The following is a 12,224-nucleotide window of genomic DNA, read 5'->3' on the forward strand; positions in this document are numbered from 1 at the left end:
TCGGGCGCCGTGTGCGCGAGGATGGGCCCATGCCGAACCGACTGGCCCACGAGACCTCCCCCTACCTCCTCCAGCACGCTGACAATCCGGTCGACTGGTGGCCCTGGACGCCGGAGGCCTTCGAGGAAGCGCGGCGACGCGGCGTCCCCGTCCTGCTGTCCGTCGGGTACGCGAGCTGCCACTGGTGTCACGTGATGGCGCACGAGTCCTTCGAGAGCGGGGCGACGGCCGCCCTGATGAACGAGAACTTCGTGAACGTCAAGGTGGACCGCGAGGAGCGCCCCGACGTCGACGCCGTCTATATGGAGGCCGTGCAGGCCGCCACCGGGCAGGGCGGCTGGCCCATGACCGTGTTCCTGACGCCCGACGCCGAGCCCTTCTACTTCGGCACGTACTTCCCGCCCGAGCCGCGTCACGGCATGCCGTCCTTCCCTCAGGTCCTCGACGGCGTGCGGCGGGCGTGGGAGGACCGGCGCGCGGAGGTCACCGAGGTCGCCGCGAAGATCGTCAAGGATCTGGCGGAGCGTCAACTGACCCTCGGTGACGACCGGCGGCCCGGCGAGGAGGACCTCGCCAAGGCCCTGCTCGGCCTGACCCGCGACTACGACGAGCGGCACGGCGGCTTCGGCGGCGCGCCCAAGTTCCCGCCGTCCATGGTCGTCGAGTTCCTGCTGCGCCACTACGCCCGCACCGGCGCGGAGGGCGCCCTCCAGATGGCCGCCGACACCTGCGAACGCATGGCGCGCGGCGGCATCTACGACCAGCTCGGCGGCGGCTTCGCCCGCTACTCGGTGGACCGCGAGTGGGTCGTGCCGCACTTCGAGAAGATGCTGTACGACAACGCGCTGCTGTGCCGCGCCTACGCCCACCTGTGGCGCGCCACCGGATCCGAACTGGCCCGCAGGGTCGCCCTGGAGACGGCCGACTTCATGGTCCGCGAGCTGCGCACGAACGAGGGCGGCTTCGCCTCCGCGCTGGATGCCGACAGCCCGGACGCCACCGGCCGCTCGGTGGAGGGCGCGTACTACGTCTGGACCCCCGAGCAGCTGCGCGAGGTCCTCGGCGACGCGGACGCCGAGCTGGCCGCCGCGTACTTCGGCGTCACCGAGGAGGGCACCTTCGAGGAGGGCGCCTCCGTCCTCCAACTGCCGCAGGGCGACGGGGCGGTCGCCGACGCCGAGCGCGTGGCCTCCGTGCGCGGGCGCCTCCTCGCGGCCCGCGCCCTGCGCCCCGCGCCGGGCCGGGACGACAAGGTGGTCGCCGCCTGGAACGGCCTGGCCGTCGCCGCGCTCGCCGAGACCGGCGCCTACTTCGACCGGCCCGACCTGGTGGCGGCCGCCGTCGGCGCGGGCGATCTGCTCGTGCGCCTCCACATGGACGACCGGGCCCGGCTCGCCCGCACCTCCAAGGACGGCCGCGCCGGTGCCAACGCCGGTGTCCTGGAGGACTACGCCGACGTCGCCGAGGGCTTCCTCGCGCTCGCCTCGGTGACCGGCGAAGGGGTGTGGCTGGACTTCGCGGGCCTGCTCCTCGACCACGTCCTGGTGCAGTTCACCGACGAGGAGACGGGCGCCCTGTACGACACGGCCGCCGACGCCGAGCGCCTCATCCGGCGGCCGCAGGACCCCACCGACAACGCGGCGCCCTCCGGCTGGACCGCCGCCGCCGGGGCGCTGCTCACCTACGCCGCGCACACCGGGGCCGCCCCGCACCGGCGCGCCGCCGAGCGCGCCCTCGGCGTGGTCAAGGCCCTCGCGCCGCGCGCGCCGCGGTTCATCGGGCACGGGCTCGCCGTCGCCGAGGCCGCGCTCGACGGGCCGCGCGAGGTCGCCGTGGTGGGGGCGGTGGACGGCCCGCTGCACCGGGTCGCGCTGCTCGGCACGGCGCCCGGCGCCGCGGTGGCCGTCGGCCCCGCGGACGGGGAACTGCCGCTGCTCGCGGACCGGGTCCCGGTGGCGGACCGGGAGACGGCGTACGTGTGCCGGGACTTCGTGTGCGACCGGCCGACGACGGACCCGGCCGAACTCGCGGCGGCCCTCGGCGCGCTGCGCTGAACGAACCGCCGCACGGCGCCGGACGACCCCGCACGGCCCCGGACGACCTCGGACGGCCCCGGACGGTGAAGTACCGCCCGGGGCTGCCTGCCGATTGTCCTGCTTCTGTCACGGCCGGGGCCGAGCGGCCACCTTGTGCTCCTTGTGTGACCATCGGCGTGATACCAATACGGGCGTCGCAGTGGCGTAAGAAACCGCTGTGAATGTTTGGCATCGTTCTGTCAGTTGGCCCCACTAGGGGCACCGGGGGAGAGGTACTCACCGCAGTGAACCGCATGACGCGTACGACCGTCGCAGCCCTGGGCACGGCCGGGCTCATCACCGCCGCCCAGCTCGGCCTCGCCGGGACCGCCTCCGCGGCGGGTGACGCCACCCAGCGCTCCGCGTCCGCCGACAAGCCGAGCAGCGCCGCGCCGTTCGCCAAGGCGACCAGCTCCGGCTGCCCGATCGACATCGTCTACACGTCCCGCTTCTACATCGGCCGGGGCGGCTGGGTGACGGGCAACGGCCTGTACTTCGGCATCAAGAACAAGAGCAACAAGAAGTTCACGAACGTGAAGTTCACGGTCACCAACGTGAAGAACATCCGCTTCGGCCGGGCGACCGCCAAGGGCGGCAAGATCACCCACAAGACGTCGCGGACCATCACCGTCCTCGACAAGTCCTTCAGCGGCAAGGCCAAGCTGGGCGTCCAGGTCCGCACCCGGCTGCTGAACAAGAACAGCTACAAGGTGAAGTTCCAGGTCCGCGGCAACGGCTGGAACTGCGCCGTGAACCAGGGCACCTGGGGCAACTAGCCCGTAACGCGATACCGGGGTTCGAAAGGCGGCGGCCTTTCGAACCCCGGTTTTCGCGTTTCAGAGGGAACAGAGAAGAGGGCCGCGGCATCGGCCGCGGCCCTGCGGTATCGGGGAGTGAGCCCGCCCCCCTGGGGGCGTCAGGCGTGCTGGTAGGCCACCAGGGAGATGCCCACGTAGTGGACGGCGAACGCGGCGAGGGTGAAGGAGTGGAAGACCTCGTGGAAGCCGAACCAGCGCGGGGACGGGTTGGGGCGCTTGAAGCCGTAGACCACACCGCCCGCGCTGTAGAGCAGGCCGCCGACGATCACGAGGACGAGGACGGCGATCCCGCCCGCGCGCATGAAGTCGGGCAGGAAGAAGACGGCGGCCCAGCCCATGGCCAGATAGCAGGGCGTGTACAGCCAGCGCGGGGCGCCCACCCAGAAGACGCGGAACACGATGCCCGCGGCGGCGGCCGCCCAGATGCCCCAGAGCAGCCACTGCCCCTTGGCGTCGGGCAGCAGGAGCATGGTCAGCGGGGTGTACGTGCCCGCGATGATCAGGAAGATGTTGGCGTGGTCGAGGCGGCGCAGGACGCGGTCCATCCGGGGTGACCAGTCGCCCCGGTGGTACAGGGCGCTGACGCCGAACAGGAGACACGCCGTCAGGACGTAGATCCCGCAGGCTACGCGGCCGCGGGTGGAGTCGGCGAGCGCGGTCAGGAAGAGGCCGGACACCAGTACCGCGGGGAACATGCCGGCGTGCAGCCAGCCCCGCAGCTTGGGCTTCACCGGGCGCACGGCCGCGGCGACGGGCTCGATGACTGCGGCGGCGACCTCGCCTGCGGGGACGGCGGAACCGGAGCCACCTGCGGCAGAACTGGTGATCGCGTCGGGGACGGGAGCGGTCATGCGCGGCATCGTACCTACGGAACCGTAAGTTACGTATCAAAGCGGTGAAATCCCATCCTACAAGTGGCCATGCTCACTCCGCTCACGTGTGAAGCCCTCTGGACAGATGCGCGAGCGGGACGGATGATCAAATGAGTGCGGTCGGCACCGGATGAGCGCCAGAAGATCGAAATGCAGTGAAGCGTCCGGGTCGCAGCCCCCACGGGGCCCCAACCTAAAACCCCTCGTATAGGAGCAATCGTGGCGCGCGATATCGCGGCTCCCCCTTCTTCGCAGTCCTCGCAGTCCGCGGGCACCCTTCCCACCGACCACCAGGGGCTCATCTCCTGGGTGAACGAGATCGCCGAACTGACCCAGCCGGACAGCGTGGTCTGGTGCGACGGTTCCGAGGCCGAGTACGAGCGCCTGTGCGAGGAGCTCGTGGCCAAGGGCACCTTCAAGAAGCTGGACCCGATCAAGCGGCCGAACTCGTACTACGCGGCCTCCGACCCCTCGGACGTGGCGCGCGTCGAGGACCGCACCTACATCTGCTCCGAGAAGGAGGCGGACGCGGGGCCGACGAACCACTGGAAGGACCCGGCGGAGATGCGTGACGTCTTCGCGGGGGAGAAGGGGATCTTCCGCGGCTCCATGCGCGGCCGGACCCTGTACGTCGTGCCCTTCTGCATGGGCCCGCTCGGCTCGCCGCTGTCCGCGATCGGCGTCGAGATCACCGACTCGGCGTACGTCGCCGTGTCCATGCGCACGATGACCCGCATGGGCCGGCCGGTCCTGGACGAGCTCGGCTCCGACGGCTTCTTCGTGAAGGCCGTGCACACCCTCGGCGCCCCGCTGGAGCCCGGCCAGGCGGACGTCCCCTGGCCCTGCAACTCCACGAAGTACATCTCGCACTTCCCGGAGTCGCGCGAGATCTGGTCGTACGGCTCGGGCTACGGCGGCAACGCCCTGCTCGGCAAGAAGTGCTACGCCCTGCGCATCGCCTCGGTCATGGCCCGCGACGAGGGCTGGCTCGCCGAGCACATGCTGATCCTCAAGCTCACGCCGCCGCAGGGCCAGTCGAAGTACGTCGCCGCGGCCTTTCCGAGCGCCTGCGGCAAGACGAACCTCGCCATGCTGGAGCCCACGGTCTCCGGCTGGACCGTGGAGACCATCGGCGACGACATCGCCTGGATGCGGTTCGGCGAGGACGGCCGGCTGTACGCGATCAACCCCGAGGCGGGCTTCTTCGGCGTCGCGCCCGGCACCGGCGAGCACACCAACGCCAACGCCATGAAGACGCTGTGGGGCAACAGCGTCTTCACGAACGTCGCGCTGACCGACGACGGCGACGTGTGGTGGGAGGGGATGACCGAGGAGACCCCGGCGCATCTGACGGACTGGAAGGGCAACTCCTGGACGCCGGAGTCCGCCACCCCGGCCGCGCACCCGAACGCCCGCTTCACCACGCCCGCCGCGCAGTGCCCGATCATCGCGCCCGAGTGGGAGGACCCCCGGGGCGTGCCGATCTCGGCGATCCTCTTCGGCGGGCGCCGCGCCTCCGCGGTCCCGCTGGTCACCGAGTCCTTCACCTGGAACCACGGTGTCTTCCTCGGCGCCAACGTGGCCTCCGAGAAGACGGCCGCAGCCGAGGGCAAGGTCGGCGAGCTGCGCCGCGACCCGTTCGCCATGCTGCCGTTCTGCGGGTACAACATGGGCGACTACATGGCCCACTGGGTCGACGTGGCCAAGGACAAGGACCAGTCCAAGCTGCCGAAGATCTACTACGTCAACTGGTTCCGCAAGAACGACGCGGGCAAGTTCGTGTGGCCCGGCTTCGGTGAGAACAGCCGCGTCCTGAAGTGGATCGTGGGCCGTCTGGAGGGCACCGCCGAGGGCGTCGAGACCCCCATCGGCGTCCTGCCGACCCCTGACTCCCTCGACACGAACGGGCTCGAACTGCCCGCGGCCGACCTGGAGTTCCTCCTCACGGTGGACAAGGAGGTCTGGCGCGAGGAGGCCGCGCTCGTGCCCGACCACCTCAACACCTTCGGTGACCACACGCCGAAGGAGCTGTGGGACGAGTACCGGGCGCTGGTCGCGCGCCTGGGCTGAGGCCCCTGCCTTCCCGCCCGCTCATCTGCCCTCGGGGCGGGTGGGCGGGCGGGGGCGTGTCCGGGGCCGGGCGGGCGGCGGTCCGGGGCCGTCAGGCGTTGGTCAGGTGGAGGGCCGGGGCGTGGGCTTCCATGCGCTGGGCGGCCAGGATCGCCGCCCCCGTGTCGGCGCGGGACGCGGCGACGACCAGGGCGCGGCCCGCGAGGGCGTGGGCGCGCTGGTGCAGGGCGTACAGATGGGGTTCGTGGATGGCGGCGGCGACCGCCGAACGGACCGGCGGCAGGCCCCCGCGCAGGCGGGCGACCTGGGCCGCGAGGCGCTCGGCGGCACGGTCGAGACCGGGGTCGGGATCGAGGACGCGCAGCTCGTCGGTGACGGCGAGCAGCGCGGCCAGGTGCCCGGCGAGCTGGATGTCCAGCTCCTCCTCGCGGCTGCGGTGCGGGAAGTCGCCCGGGTCGGCCATCGTGTGGACCGACTTGGTGCGGATCGGCTCGTACATGAGATGGGTCTCCAAGCTGTCGAGTACCCATCTTAGCTTAGATTCTGTCTAAAGTTGAGCTGGATCTTGAGCCAGGCCCTCCGTGCTGCCGTGACGCCGCGGCGTCACGGCAGGCCGCGGTCGTCGTCACGGCTGGCTGTAGCCGTCCAGGAACGTCCCGATCCGGGTGACCGCTTCCGCCAGGTCCGTCGCCGTGGGCAGCGTGACGATGCGGAAGTGGTCGGGCTCGGGCCAGTTGAAGCCGGTGCCGTGGACGACCATGATCTTCTCGGCGCGCAGCAGGTCGAGCACCATCTGCCGGTCGTCCTTGACCTTGAAGACCTTGGGGTCCAGGCGCGGGAAGAGATAGAGGGACCCCTTCGGCTTCACGCAGGTCACGCCGGGGATCCGGGTGAGCAGGTCGTACGCCGTGTCCCGCTGTTCGAGCAGGCGGCCGCCCGGCAGGACGAGGTCGTTGATGGTCTGCCGTCCGCTGAGGGCGGCGACCACGCCGTGCTGCCCCGGCATGTTCGCGCACAGGCGCATGTTCGCGAGGATCGTCAGGCCCTCGATGTACGAGGAGGCGTGGGCCTTCGGGCCCGACACGGACATCCAGCCGACGCGGTACCCGGCCACCCGGTACGCCTTCGACATGCCGTTGAACGTGAGCGTCAGCAGGTCGGGGGCGAGGGACGCGGTCGGGGTGTGCCGGGCGCCGTCGTAGAGGATCTTGTCGTAGATCTCGTCCGAGCAGACGAGGAGGTTGTGGCGGCGGGCGATGTCGGTCAGGCCGCGCAGGACCGCCTCGTCGTAGACCGCGCCCGTCGGGTTGTTCGGGTTGATGATCACGATCGCCTTGGTGCGGTCGGTGACCTTGCGCTCGACGTCGGCGAGGTCGGGCATCCAGTCCGCCTGCTCGTCGCAGCGGTAGTGCACGGCGGTGCCGCCGGAGAGGGAGACCGCGGCCGTCCACAGCGGGTAGTCGGGCGCCGGGACCAGGACTTCGTCGCCGTCGTCGAGCAGGCCCTGCATGGCCATCACGATCAGCTCGGAGACGCCGTTGCCGATGAAGACGTGCTCGACGTCGGTCTCGATGCCGAGGGTCTGGTTGTGCATCACCACGGCGCGGCGGGCGGCGAGCAGGCCCTTGGCGTCGCCGTACCCGTGGGCGTCGCCGACGTTGCGGAGGATGTCCTCCAGGATCTCCGGCGGGCACTCGAAGCCGAAGGCGGCGGGGTTGCCGGTGTTGAGCTTGAGGATGCGGTGACCTGCTGCTTCGAGCCGCATCGCCTCCTCGAGCACGGGGCCCCGGATCTCGTAACAGACGTTGGCGAGCTTGGTCGACTGGATCACCTGCATGCTCCCGAGCCTATCTCTGGCGGGGGCGCCTCGAGCGGTGGGAGCTCGGTTGGTCCCGCTGTTCCGCCGAGTGCGCGTCGGACGTGGTTGCTCGCGCAGTTCCCCGCGCCCCTTTGGGTGCTTTCCCGTGGGGCGCCTACCGGACTCGGCCATACATGCTCTTGTTCCCGGGGGCCGGGTGGCTCAAGAATGCGCATGACAAAACTGGGGGGTCGGTTGGTCCCCCGGTCGTGCAGTCATTCCTGAGGGGACCCCCACATGAACAAGCCTCTCGTCGGTGCCGTCTTCACCGCGCTGCTCCTCGGCGCGACGGCACTGCCCGCGGCCGCCGTCAGCAACGAGGCGCCGACGGCCGACAAGCAGGTGGCGCGGACGCAGCCCGTAGCGGAGACGAAGGCCAAGGCCAAGGCCGTGACCTTCGCGGGCACCGTGGCGCTCAGCAACTGCTCCGGCTCCGTCGTACGCGTGCCCAGCTCGCAGCCCACCGACCGCGCCCTGGTGATGTCCAACGGCCACTGTCTGGAGACCGGCTTCCCCGGCCCCGGCCAGGTCATCGTGAACCGCGCGTCCAGCCGCAGCTTCACGCTCCTGAACGCCAGCGGCGGCAACGCGGGCACCGTGCGCGCCAGCAAGATCGCGTACGGCACGATGACGGACACGGACGTCTCGCTGTACGAGCTGACCAGCACCTACCGCGACATAGAGAGCCGCTACGGCATCAAGGCCCTCGAACTCGACTCCGCGCACCCGCAGGCGGGCCGGGCCATCACGGTCGCGTCCGGCTACTGGAAGCGGATGTACAAGTGCAACGTCGACGGGTTCGTCTACCGCCTGAAGGAGGGGCAGTGGACCTGGAAGGACTCGGTCCGCTACACCTCCGCGTGCCAGACCATCGGCGGCACCTCCGGCTCGCCGGTGATCGACGACCAGACCGGCAAGGTCGTGGCCGTCAACAACACCGGCAACGAGGACGGCCAGCGCTGCACCGACAACAACCCCTGCGAGGTCGACGAGAACGGCAAGGTCACCGTCCGCCAGGGCATCAACTACGGCCAGCAGACCTACACGATCGTCCCCTGCGTCGGCGCCGGCAACAAGATCGACCTGAACCGGCCGGGCTGCGCCCTGCCCAAGCCCGCGGCGGCCGCGCGCCGCTGACCCGGGCCTGAGGGCCGCCGGGGCTAGGCGGTGCGGCGCACGGCGCGTCCCGCGATGACGTCCGTGCGCCGCCCGTCCTCGATCACGAACTTCCCGTCGATCAGGACGTGCGGCAGGCCCACGGGCGGCGTGCGCGGCGCGTCGAACGTCGACCCCGCCGCGACCGTGTCCGGGTCGAAGAGCACGAGGTCGGCGCGGTAGCCCGCGCGCACGTACCCGCGGTCGGGAAGGCGCAGCCGGGCGGCGGCGCGCGAGGTGAGGTGCGCGACGCACTCCTCCAGGGACAGCACCCCCAACTCCCGTACGTACTTGCCGAGGTACTGCGGGAACGTCCCGTACGCGCGCGGGTGCGGCTTGAAGCCCTGGAGGATGCCGTCGCTGCCGCCGGTGTGCACGGGGTGCCGCATGATCGCCCGGACGTTCTCCTCGTGCCCCACGTGCTGGAGGATCGTCGAGCCGAGGCGGTCGTTGATCAGCAGCCGCCGGGCGGTGACCCACGGCTCCTCGCCGCGCATGTCGGCGGAGCGCTGGATGGTCTTGCCGACGCAGGACGCGAGCCCCGGGTCGGAGACGCCCGAGACCTCGATGGTGTCCCACTCGATCGGCACGCCGTGGCAGCCGTCGGCGCCGATGACCTCCATGTGGTGCCGGATGCGCTCGGCGGTCGCGTCGTCCTGGAGCCGGGCCAGGATCGCCTCGGGCCCGCCCTCGCTCGCCCAGCTCGGCAGCATCGCGACGAGCGTCGTACAGCCCGGTGTGTAGGGGTACGTGTCGAGCGTGATGTCGGCGCCGTCGTCGAGCGCCCCGTCGAGGAGGGCGAGCAGGTCCGGGGCCTTGCCCTTGTTCACGCCGAAGTTCATGGTGGCGTGCGCGAGGTGCAGCGGGCAGCCGGCGGTCCGGGTCAGCTCCACCATCTCGCGGTACGCCTCCAGGGCGCCCGCTCCGTAACTGCGGTGGTGGGGGCAGTAGTAGCCGCCGTACGAGGCCACGACGCGGCACAGCTCGGTGAGTTCGGCGTCCTTGGCGTACATGCCGGGGGTGTAGGTCAGGCCCGACGACATGCCGACGGCGCCCTGCTCCATGCCCTGGGCGACCAGCTCCTTCATCCGCTCCAGGTCCGCCGGGGAGGCCTCGCGGTCCTCCCAGCCCATCGCGTACATCCGGACGGTGCCCTGCGGGATGAGGTACGCGGCGTTGACGGGGATGCCGCGGCCGCCGTGCGCGCGGTCCAGGCGGTCCAGGTACTCGCCGACCGAGCGCCAGTCGAAGTCGATGTCGCTGCCGTCGCCGTTCCAGCCGGTGATCGCCTGGCGGACCTCGGCGAGGGTGCGGTCGTCCACCGGGGCGTACGACAGGCCGTCCTGGCCGATGACCTCCAGGGTGACGCCCTGGGCGGCCTTCGCGCTGTGGTCCGGGTCGCGGAGCAGGGCGAGGTCGCTGTGCGCGTGCATGTCGATGAAGCCGGGCGCCAGGGCGAGGCCCGCGGCGTCCAGGAGGCGGGTGCCCGTGGGGCGGGGGCCCGCCTCCCCCTCGCGGTGGATCTCCGTGATCCGCCCGTCCTGTATCCCTACATCGGCCGTGTACGCGGCGTCGCCGGAGCCGTCGACGACGCGCGCTCCGCGGATGACCAGGTCCATGGGGTGCCTCTCTGGTGGCGGGTGGGTGTCCTCGCGGGGGAGCGCCCCGGGCCCGCTGTACGCAGCCCGTCCGGCGTTTGAGGACGAGGCGCGAAGCGCCGAAAGCGGGGGCACGGGGGCGGAGCCCCCGGAGCGGGAAGGGGCGGGTCCGGGGCGCCCCGCGAGGGTCAGAAGTACGTGCGGATGTAGTCCGTGACCGTCCCGTCCGCCTCGACGACAGGGATGAGCTGCCACTTGTCGAAGGACGTACAGGGGTGCGAGAGGCCGAGCCCGAGCCAGTCGCCGACCTCCAGATCGGCCCCGGCGGAGGTCCGCACCCACCCGTGCTGGTCGGAGAGGGCGTGCACCTCGACCCCGGTCGCGGGCCGCTCCGCCCCGTCCCGGCGGACGGCCTGCGCCTCGGGCAGGTCGAGGTCGTACGCCGCGTCCCGCTTGCCCGCGTTGATGAAGGCCTGCTCGGGCGAGGGCCGCGACACCACCTGGGACCACAGCCGGAAGGCGGGGTGCAGGGCCCCCTCGTCGGGCACGCGGTTGAAGGGCGTGAGGTGGCGGTAGTGGCCGTCGTCGTGCGAGACGTAGGCGCCGGAGCGCAGCAGCTTCAGGACGGGCAGGGAGAGCCGGGGGACGTCGGCGAAGACGTCGGCGACGGCGTCGAACCAGGCGGAGCCGCCCGCGCTGACCACGATCTCGTCGAGCCCGCCCGCCTTGAACCGCCCCGCCGCGTCGAAGTCGGCGGTGAGCGAGACGAGCCGCCGCAGATAGGCGCGCACCCGCTCCGGCGTGGGGTCGGGCACCTCGCCCTCGTAACCGGAGACGCCCACGAGCCGCAGCATCGCGGTGGCCGCCACGGCGTCGGCGACGGCCGCGCAGTCGGCCTCGGTGCGGGCGCCGGTGCGCGCGCCCTCGCCCGCGGCGAGCTCGACGACCACGTCGAGGGGGCGCCCGGCCCCGGCGTCGCGCAGCGCGGCGTCCATCAGCTCGACGCCGCGTACGGAGTCCACGTACGCGATGAACCGGAAGTCGGGGTCGTGCGCCAGCTCCTGGGCGAGCCAGCGCAGGGCGGCGGCGTCCACCAGCTCGTTGGCCAGGAAGATCCGCTGGATGCCGAACTCCCGGGCCACGCGCACCTGGTGGGGCACGGCGAGCGTGATGCCCCAGGCGCCGTGCTCCAGCTGGCGCTGGAAGAGCTGCGGCGCCATGGAGGTCTTGCCGTGCGGCGCGAAGGCGAGGCGGTGGCGGGTCGCGTACTCCTCCATGAGCGCGAGGTTGTGCTCCAGGCGCTCGGCGGAGAGGGCGAGGACGGGGGTGGTGAAGCCGTCCGTGAACAGGTTGCGGCGCTGGGCCGCGAGCTCGCCGACGGTGAGGCCCGCGGCGTCCGGCGGCAGCCCCTTGAAGCGGTGGTCGACACGTTCCTCGGCCAGCCGGGCGAGGGCGGCCGCGGCGCGTTCGGCGGTCGCGGCGGATTCGGCGGTCGCGGCATGTGCGGCGGTCGCAGTGCGTTCGGCGTTCGCAGCGCGTTCGGCGGGCGCGCCGGAGGGTGTGCCAGCGGGCGTGTCGGCGGCCATGGGCGCCTCCTCAGAGATGCGTTGCATATACTGCAACATTCATTGCGTATGTCGCTTACTGCTGTCTAACATCCGAGCCAACGCCGGGTCAACGGATCCGGGCCCGGTCCTCGCACCGGGCTTCGGCCCGGCTCACGGGCCTTCCGGACCGGCTGATCCGGTGCCCCCACCCGGCCGTCGAGCGTGCGGCGA

At 71.6% G+C, this 12,224-nt stretch carries 9 protein-coding genes; 4 read left to right on the forward strand and 5 right to left on the reverse strand.

The annotated features are described in order from the left end of the window. The first annotated feature begins 29 nt into the window (after positions 1-29). Both C9F11_RS26080 and C9F11_RS26085 read left to right on the forward strand, forming a co-directional pair. On the forward strand, positions 30-2,054 hold the full coding sequence (locus C9F11_RS26080) for a thioredoxin domain-containing protein (RefSeq protein WP_171075841.1): 2,025 nt from the start codon (positions 30-32) through the stop codon (positions 2,052-2,054). A gap of 275 nt (positions 2,055-2,329) precedes the next feature. Further along, positions 2,330-2,851, forward strand: a complete 522-nt coding sequence (locus C9F11_RS26085) for a hypothetical protein (protein WP_249401894.1) — start codon at positions 2,330-2,332, stop codon at positions 2,849-2,851. Between the two features lie 140 nt (positions 2,852-2,991). Here the strand turns inward: C9F11_RS26085 and C9F11_RS26090 are convergent, their stop codons facing one another. Next, entirely contained in the window at positions 2,992-3,753 is a 762-nt protein-coding gene (locus C9F11_RS26090; protein ID WP_269078097.1) for a hemolysin III family protein, read from the reverse strand. Between the two features lie 231 nt (positions 3,754-3,984). Here C9F11_RS26090 and C9F11_RS26095 point away from each other — a divergent pair, with 231 nt between their 5' ends. Beyond that, positions 3,985-5,835 carry a phosphoenolpyruvate carboxykinase (GTP) gene (locus tag C9F11_RS26095; protein ID WP_171075842.1) on the forward strand — a complete coding sequence of 617 codons (1,851 nt, stop codon included), beginning with the start codon at positions 3,985-3,987 and terminating at the stop codon, positions 5,833-5,835. Positions 5,836-5,926: 91 nt separating this feature from the next. On the opposite strand, the gene C9F11_RS26100 is transcribed toward C9F11_RS26095, so the two are convergent. Beyond that, on the reverse strand, positions 5,927-6,334 hold the full coding sequence (locus tag C9F11_RS26100) for a hypothetical protein (protein ID WP_138961533.1): 408 nt from the start codon (positions 6,332-6,334) through the stop codon (positions 5,927-5,929). A 126-nt stretch (positions 6,335-6,460) separates the two neighbouring features. Next, positions 6,461-7,672 carry a pyridoxal phosphate-dependent aminotransferase gene (locus tag C9F11_RS26105; protein WP_138961534.1) on the reverse strand — a complete coding sequence of 404 codons (1,212 nt, stop codon included), beginning with the start codon at positions 7,670-7,672 and terminating at the stop codon, positions 6,461-6,463. Between the two features lie 258 nt (positions 7,673-7,930). Between C9F11_RS26105 and C9F11_RS26110 the strand changes: the two genes are divergently transcribed. Beyond that, positions 7,931-8,830, forward strand: coding sequence for a serine protease (locus C9F11_RS26110; protein ID WP_138961535.1), 900 nt, complete (start codon positions 7,931-7,933; stop codon positions 8,828-8,830). Between the two features lie 23 nt (positions 8,831-8,853). Here the strand turns inward: C9F11_RS26110 and C9F11_RS26115 are convergent, their stop codons facing one another. After that, positions 8,854-10,467, reverse strand: coding sequence for a D-aminoacylase (locus C9F11_RS26115; RefSeq protein WP_138961536.1), 1,614 nt, complete (start codon positions 10,465-10,467; stop codon positions 8,854-8,856). A 167-nt stretch (positions 10,468-10,634) separates the two neighbouring features. Then, positions 10,635-12,059 (reverse strand): amino acid deaminase, encoded by a 1,425-nt coding sequence (locus C9F11_RS26120; RefSeq protein ID WP_249401895.1) that lies wholly within the window; start codon positions 12,057-12,059, stop codon positions 10,635-10,637. Positions 12,060-12,224: the final 165 nt, after the last annotated feature.

Source organism: Streptomyces sp. YIM 121038, from assembly GCF_006088715.1.
In the GTDB taxonomy this organism is placed as follows: domain Bacteria; phylum Actinomycetota; class Actinomycetes; order Streptomycetales; family Streptomycetaceae; genus Streptomyces.

Coding starts and splice junctions, on each gene's coding strand:
- C9F11_RS26110 (WP_138961535.1), top strand. CDS start 7,931: ATGAACAAGCCTCTCGTCGGTGCCGTCTTCACCGCGCTGCTCCTCGGC.
- C9F11_RS26085 (WP_249401894.1), top strand. CDS start 2,330: ATGACGCGTACGACCGTCGCAGCCCTGGGCACGGCCGGGCTCATCACC.
- C9F11_RS26090 (WP_269078097.1), bottom strand. CDS start 3,753: ATGCCGCGCATGACCGCTCCCGTCCCCGACGCGATCACCAGTTCTGCC.
- C9F11_RS26120 (WP_249401895.1), bottom strand. CDS start 12,059: ATGCAACGCATCTCTGAGGAGGCGCCCATGGCCGCCGACACGCCCGCT.
- C9F11_RS26115 (WP_138961536.1), bottom strand. CDS start 10,467: ATGGACCTGGTCATCCGCGGAGCGCGCGTCGTCGACGGCTCCGGCGAC.
- C9F11_RS26105 (WP_138961534.1), bottom strand. CDS start 7,672: ATGCAGGTGATCCAGTCGACCAAGCTCGCCAACGTCTGTTACGAGATC.
- C9F11_RS26100 (WP_138961533.1), bottom strand. CDS start 6,334: ATGTACGAGCCGATCCGCACCAAGTCGGTCCACACGATGGCCGACCCG.
- C9F11_RS26080 (WP_171075841.1), top strand. CDS start 30: ATGCCGAACCGACTGGCCCACGAGACCTCCCCCTACCTCCTCCAGCAC.